This window comes from Cupriavidus sp. 01L46 (assembly GCF_056399905.1).
In genome coordinates, this window is sequence record NZ_JBFTSF010000291.1 from 1 (window position 1) to 7,409 (window position 7,409).

The following is a 7,409-nucleotide window of genomic DNA, read 5'->3' on the forward strand; positions in this document are numbered from 1 at the left end:
GGTGGCGGGCATCGCCGGCATGAAAGACGCCAGCGCCGTGGGCCGCATCGGCATCAAGGCGCTCGGCTGGTTCATCACCGCGTCGCTGATATCGCTGCTGCTCGGCATGTTCTTCGTGGACCTGCTGCAGCCCGGGCATGCGCTGAACCTGCCACTGCCCGAAATCGGCACCGCCACCAACCTCAAGACCTCCACGCTGAACCTGAAGGACTTCATCACGCACGTCTTCCCCAAGAGCGTGTTCGAGGCGATGGCGCAGAACGAGATCCTGCAGATCCTGGTGTTCTCGCTGTTCTTCGGCTTTGCCATTGCGTCGTTCAAGGGCAAGGTGGGCCATCACCTGGTGGCGTCGATCGAGGAACTGGTGGCGATCATGCTGCGCGTCACCGATTTTGTGATGCGCTTCGCGCCGCTCGGCGTGTTTGCCGCGGTAGCCGCCGCCATCACGGTGCAGGGCATTGGCGTGCTGTTTACCTACGGCAAGTTCATCGGCGGCTTCTACCTGGGCTTGCTGGTGCTGTGGCTGGTGCTGACCGCGGCGGGCTACCTGTTCCTGGGCGGGCGGGTGTTCACGCTGCTCAAGCTGATCCGCGAGCCGACGATCCTGGCGTTCTCCACCGCCAGCAGCGAGGCGGCCTACCCCAAGACCATGGAGCAGATGGAGAAGTTCGGGGTGCCCAACAAGGTGACCGGCTTCGTGCTGCCGCTGGGCTACTCGTTCAACCTCGACGGCTCGATGATGTACCAGGCATTTGCCGCGCTGTTCATCGCCCAGGCCTACAACATCGAGATGAGCCTGACCCAGCAGATCACCATGCTGCTGGTGCTGATGGTCACCAGCAAAGGCATCGCCGGCGTCCCCCGTGCCTCCATCGTGGTGGTGGCGGCGACCCTGCCGATGTTCAACCTGCCGGAAGCCGGCCTGCTGCTGATCCTGGGCATCGACCAGTTCCTCGACATGGGCCGCACCGCCACCAACGTCATCGGCAACAGCATCGCCACGGCTGTCGTTGCCAAATGGGAAGGCGAGCTTGGCGCCACGCAGGACCCGGATGCCGTGGGGGCCCTGGAGGCCCAGGACATTGCGCAAGCGCCTTCGCAACAACCCCGCGGCGGCCAGGCGCGGGTAATCCCTGACACCCCCGCATGAAATCTCATAACGATCACCCCGCCTGAATATGGATTCCCGACCGGGCAGCCGGCCGGTCACGGCGGGATCCCTTTCCAATCAATCACTTGCGCAACCTGCACAACCGCGCTTGCAGTGGCACACCTCTTGCTGAATAGCTCTGCCACTGCAGCACCCGACACAACCAAAACAGAACACGTGGAGACACTATGAGCGCACGAGAAGCGGGCGATCTCGATCCTATCGAGACCGCGGAATGGCTGGAGTCCTTGCAAGCGGTGACCCAACACCGCGGAGCCGAGCGTGCTAACCAGCTGGTCAATACGCTGGTGGACGAGGCGCGGCGCGATGGCCTCTATGTGCCGCGCTCCCTGACCACGGGCTACCGCAACACCATCGCCCCCAAGGATGAAGCGCAATCGAGCGGCGATCGCGCCATCGAGCATCGCCTGCGCTCGATCATCCGCTGGAACGCCATGGCGATCATCCTGCGCGCCAACAAGGAATCGTCGGAGCTGGGTGGCCACATCGCCAGCTTCCAGTCGGCGGCCACGCTCTACGACATCGGCTTTGGCCACTTCTGGCACGCGCCCACCGACACCCACGGCGGCGACCTGCTCTACATCCAGGGCCACAGCGCGCCGGGCATCTATGCCCGCGCCTTTGTCGAAGGGCGGCTCACCGAGCAGCAGTTGCTGGGCTACCGGCAAGAGACCGGGGGCACCGGGCTGTCCTCCTACCCGCACCCCTGGCTGATGCCGGACTTCTGGCAGTTCCCCACCGTGTCGATGGGCCTGGGGCCGCTGATGTCGATCTACCAGGCGCGCTTCCTCAAGTACCTGCAAGGCCGCGGCCTGGCGGACACGGCAGCGCGCAAGGTGTGGGCCTTCATGGGCGACGGCGAGATGGACGAGCCCGAATCGCTGGGCGCGATCTCGCTGGCCGGCCGCGAGCGGCTGGACAACCTGATCTTCGTCATCAACTGCAACCTGCAGCGGCTGGACGGCCCCGTGCGCGGCAACGGCAAGATCATCCAGGAGCTGGAATCGGTCTTCCGCGGCGCTGGCTGGAACGTGATCAAGGTGGTCTGGGGCGGCGGCTGGGACAAGCTGCTGGCCAAGGACAAGAGCGGCCTGCTGCTAAAGCGCATGGAGGAATGCGTCGACGGCGAGTACCAGGATTTCAAGAGCAAGAGCGGCGCCTACGTGCGCGAGCACTTCTTTGGCAAGTACGAGGCACTCAAGGCGCTGGTCGCCGACATGAACGATGAGGAAATCTGGGGCCTCACGCGCGGCGGCCACGATCCCGAGAAGGTGTTTGCCGCCTACGCGGCGGCCGTGAAGCACACCGGCGAGCCGACGCTGATCCTGGCCAAGACGGTCAAGGGCTATGGCATGGGCGAATCCGGCGAAGGCCAGATGATTGCCCACCAGGCCAAGAAGATGACGCAGGACGCCCTGCGCGGCTTCCGCGACCGCTTCCAGATTCCGGTCAGCGACGAGCAACTGGCCGACGTGCCCTTTATCAAGCCGGCCGAGGACAGCCCGGAGATGCAGTACCTGCGCGCCCGGCGCGCGGCGCTGGGCGGCTACCTGCCGGCACGCCGCAGCAAGTCCACCTCGCTGGAGATTCCGCCGCTGTCCAACTTCCAGCGCCTGCTGGACAGCACCGGCGAGCGCGAGATCTCCACCACCATGGCCTTCGTGCAGATGCTGGGCACGCTGGTCAGGGACAAGGCCATTGGCAAGCACGTGGTGCCCATCGTGCCCGACGAATCGCGCACCTTCGGCATGGAAGGCATGTTCCGCCAGCTGGGCATCTATTCGTCGGTCGGCCAGCTCTACAAGCCGCAGGATGCCGACCAGCTGATGTACTAYCGCGAGTCCAAGGACGGCCAGGTGCYGCAGGAAGGGATCAACGAGGGCGGCGCGATGTCCAGCTGGATTGTGGCCGCGACCTCGTACAGCACGAGCAACGTGCCGATKATCCCGTTCTACATCTACTACTCGATGTTCGGGCTGCAGCGGGTGGGCGACCTGGCGTGGCTGGCAGGCGATATCCGCGCGCGCGGCTTCTTGCTGGGCGGCACCGCCGGGCGCACCACGCTCAACGGGGAAGGCTTGCAGCACGAGGACGGCCATAGCCACATCATCGCCGGCACCATCCCGAACTGTGTCTCCTACGACCCCACCTTCGCCTATGAAGTGGTGACCATCGTGCGCGAGGGCATGCGCCGCATGTACGAGCAGCAGGAGGATGTGTATTACTACATCACCCTGATGAACGAGAACTACACGCACCCGGGGCTGGCCGAAGCGAGCGCCGGCGCCAGCACCGAGGAAGGCATTCTCAAGGGCCTGTACCTGCTCAAGGACGGTGGCAAGGCCGGCAAGGGCGGGCTGCGCGTGCAGCTGATGGGCAGCGGCACCATCCTGCGCGAGGTGATCGCGGCGGCCGAGCTGCTGAAGGCGGACTTCAACGTGACCGCCGACATCTGGAGCGCCCCCAGCTACAACGAGCTGCGCCGCGACGGCATGGCCACGGAGCGCTGGAACCTGCTGCATCCCACCGAGCCGCGCCGCAAGAGCTGGGTCGAGGCGAGCCTGGATGGCCATGACGGCCCGGTGATCGCCTCCACCGACTACATGCGCAACTACGCCGACCAGGTGCGCGAATACGTGCACGCCGCCGGGCGCCGCTACGTGGTGCTCGGTACCGATGGCTTTGGCCGCAGCGACTACCGCGCCAAGCTGCGCAGCTTCTTCGAGGTGGACCGCTACCACGTGGCCGTGGCCGCGCTCAAGGCGCTGTGCRATGACGGCGCGATCAAACCCGCGGTGGTAGCCGAGGCCATTGCCAGATATGGGGTGGATAGCGAGCGCGCAGCGCCGTGGACGGTCTGACAGGCGAAGGAATAAAGACAATGAACCAAGCCATTGAAATCAAGGTGCCCGACATCGGGGACTTCAAGGACGTGCCGGTGATCGAGCTGTTCGTCAAGGTGGGAGACCTGGTCAAGGCCGAGGACCCGCTCGTCTCGCTGGAGTCGGACAAGGCCACCATGGACGTGCCCGCGCCGCATGGCGGCGTGGTCAAGCAGATCCACGTCAAGCTGGGCGATGCCGTCAGCGAAGGCAGCGTGCTGATGCAGTTCGAAGGCGCTGGGGCCGGCACTGCCGCCGCCGCGCCGGCGCAAGCCGCCAAGCCCAGCGTGAGCGCGCCGCCCTCCCCGGTCAGCGCGCCCGCCGGGCTGGCCGAAGTGCGCATTCCCGACATCGGCGACTTCAAGGACATCCCGGTGATCGAGATCTTCGTCAAGGTCGGCGATACCGTGAAGGCGGAGGACCCGCTGCTGTCGCTGGAGTCCGACAAGGCCACCATGGACGTGCCGGCCCCGCTGGGCGGCGTGGTGCGGGAGATCCGCGTCAAGGTGGGAGACACCGTCAGCGAAGGCAGCGTCATCATGGCGCTGGCCACCGGCGACGCGCCGGCAGCGACGGCGCCGGGCGCCGTGGCCGCCGCGCTTGCTGCCCCTGCCGCACCCGCACCCGCCGCCGCCGCTGCCGCTGCCGCATCCGGTGGCGTCGACGAAACCGCTTTTTCCCTTGCCTATGCCAGCCCGGCAGTACGCAAGCTCGCCCGGGAGACCGGCGTGGACCTGGGCAAGGTGCCCGGCAGCGGAGAGCACGGCCGCATCCTGCGCGCCGACGTAGAGGCCTTCGCCCGCCCGGGCGGCGCCGTGGCGCCCGCCACCAGGCCCGCCGCCGCGYCAGCGGCTGGCGGCGCCGGCCTGGACCTGCTGCCGTGGCCCAAGGTCGACTTCGCCAAGTTCGGCCCGGTCGAGCGCAAGGAACTGAGCCGCATCAAGAAGATCTCGGGCGCCAACCTGCACCGCAACTGGGTGGTGATCCCGCACGTCACCACGCACGACGAAGCCGATATCACCGACCTGGAGCCGTTCCGCGTGCAGATGAACAAGGAACTGGAGAAGCGCGGCGTCAAGATCAGCATGCTGCCCTTCATGATGAAGGCGGCCGTGGCCACGCTCAAGGCATTCCCCGAGTTCAACGCGAGCCTGGACGGCGACACCCTGGTGCTCAAGCAGTACTACCACATCGGCTTTGCGGCCGACACGCCCAACGGCCTGATGGTGCCGGTGATCCGCGACGTCGACAAGAAGAGCATCCCCGATATCGCGCGGGAGATGGGCGAGCTGGCCAAGCTGGCGCGCGAGGGCAAGCTCAAGCCCGACCAGATGTCGGGCGGCACCTTCACCATCAGCTCGCTCGGCGGCATTGGCGGCATCAACTTCACCCCCATCATCAACGCGCCCGAGGTCGCGATCATGGGCGTGTGCAAGAGCTTCTGGAAGCAGCACTCCAGCGACGGCAAGAACTGGGCTTCGCGCCTGACGCTGCCGCTGTCGCTGTCATGGGACCACCGTGTCATCGACGGCGCCGCGGCTGCCCGCTTCAATGTCCATTTTGCCAACCTGCTCGCCGATCTGCGGCGTGTGCTGTTCTGAGGGGCGCGCTGCAATGACCCAACGTGTCGAAGTCAAAGTGCCGGATATCGGCGATTTCAAGGATGTCACGGTGATCGAGGTCATGGTCAAGCCCGGCGAGACCATCGCCGTGGATACCAGCCTGATCGCGGTCGAGTCCGACAAGGCCTCGATGGAGATCCCATCCACCCACGCCGGCGTGGTCAAGGAGATCACGGTCAAGGTCAACGACAAGGTGAGCGAGGGATCGGTGATCCTGGTGCTGGAGGCTGCCGAGGCCGCCGCAACCGTTGCCGCGCCCGGCGCGCCGGCGCCGGGGGCCCCATCGGCGCCGCCCAAGCCAGCGCCGGCCCCCGTGCCCGTCCCCAACGCTGCCAGCTACACCGGCAAGGCGGACATGGAATGCGAAATGCTGGTGCTGGGCGCCGGCCCGGGGGGCTATTCCGCCGCGTTCCGCAGCGCCGACCTGGGCATGAAGACCGTCCTGGTGGAGCGCTACGACACGCTTGGCGGAGTCTGCCTCAACGTGGGCTGCATCCCCTCCAAGGCGCTGCTGCACACCGCATCGGTCATGGATGAAGTGGCGACCCTGCCGGACCACGGCATCCGCTACGGCGCGCCCGAGATCGACCTGGACAAGCTGCGCGGCTTCAAGGACAGCGTCATCAAGAAGCTGACCGGCGGCCTGGCCGGCATGGCCAAGGCGCGCAAGGTCGAGGTGGTGACCGGCGTCGGCAGCTTCCTCGATCCGTATCACCTGGAAGTGGTGGCGGCCGACGGCGGCAAGCGCGTGATCAAGTTCGCCAAGGCCATCATCGCGGCGGGCAGCCAGGCGGTAAAGCTGCCCTTCATGCCCGACGACGAGCGCGTGGTCGACTCCACCGGCGCGCTGCTGCTCAAGTCCATCCCCAAGCGCATGCTGGTGGTGGGCGGCGGCATCATCGGGCTGGAAATGGCCACGGTCTACTCCACGCTGGGCACGCGCATCGACGTGGTGGAGATGCTGGATGGCCTGATGCAGGGCGCGGACCGCGACCTGGTCAAGGTCTGGGAAAAGAAGAACGCGCACCGCTTCAACCACGTCATGCTGAAGACCAAGACGGTGGGGGCCAAGGCCACCGCAACCGGCATCGAAGTCAGCTTCGAAGGCAAGGAGGCACCGGCGCCGCAGGTCTATGACCTGGTGCTGGTGGCGGTGGGCCGCAGCCCGAATGGCCGTGCCATCGGCGCGGATAAGGCCGGCGTGGCCGTCACCGAGCGCGGCTTCATCGAGGTCGACAAGCAGATGCGGACCAATGTCGCGCATATCCATGCGATCGGCGACATTGTTGGCCAGCCGATGCTGGCGCACAAAGCGGTACATGAAGCGCATGTGGCCGCCGAGGCCGCGCACGGCGAGCCCGCCTTCTTCGACGCGCGGCAGATCCCGTCGGTTGCCTACACCGATCCCGAGGTGGCCTGGGCCGGCAAGACCGAAGACCAGTGCAAGGCCGAGGGCATCAAGTTCGGCAAGGCCGTGTTCCCGTGGGCCGCTTCGGGCCGGGCCATCGCCAACGGCCGCGACGAAGGCTTCACCAAGCTGCTCGTCGACGAAGCCACCCATCGCGTGATCGGCGGCGGCATCGTCGGCACGCATGCCGGCGACCTGATCAGCGAGATCTGCCTGGCCGTGGAGATGGGCTGCGAGCCCGCGGATATCGGCAAGACCATCCATCCGCACCCGACGCTGGGCGAATCGATCGGGATGGCGGCCGAGGTGTTTGAGGGGCATTGCAC

4 protein-coding genes are annotated in these 7,409 nt (G+C 66.4%); all 4 read left to right on the forward strand.

What is annotated here, in order from left to right; all coding sequences use genetic code 11:
- A partial coding sequence (locus AC1DS3_RS31860) for a dicarboxylate/amino acid:cation symporter (RefSeq protein WP_477128707.1) occupies positions 1 to 1,150 on the forward strand: 1,150 nt, incomplete at its 5' end.
- Positions 1,151 to 1,338: 188 nt separating this feature from the next.
- Entirely contained in the window at positions 1,339 to 4,032 is a 2,694-nt protein-coding gene (aceE, locus tag AC1DS3_RS31865) for a pyruvate dehydrogenase (acetyl-transferring), homodimeric type (protein WP_477128708.1), read from the forward strand.
- 20 nt (positions 4,033 to 4,052) lie between these two features.
- Positions 4,053 to 5,654 (forward strand): dihydrolipoyllysine-residue acetyltransferase, encoded by a 1,602-nt coding sequence (aceF, locus tag AC1DS3_RS31870; RefSeq protein ID WP_477128709.1) that lies wholly within the window; start codon positions 4,053 to 4,055, stop codon positions 5,652 to 5,654.
- A 13-nt stretch (positions 5,655 to 5,667) separates the two neighbouring features.
- The coding region (lpdA, locus tag AC1DS3_RS31875; RefSeq protein WP_477128710.1) for a dihydrolipoyl dehydrogenase at positions 5,668 to 7,409 on the forward strand (1,742 nt) is incomplete at its 3' end.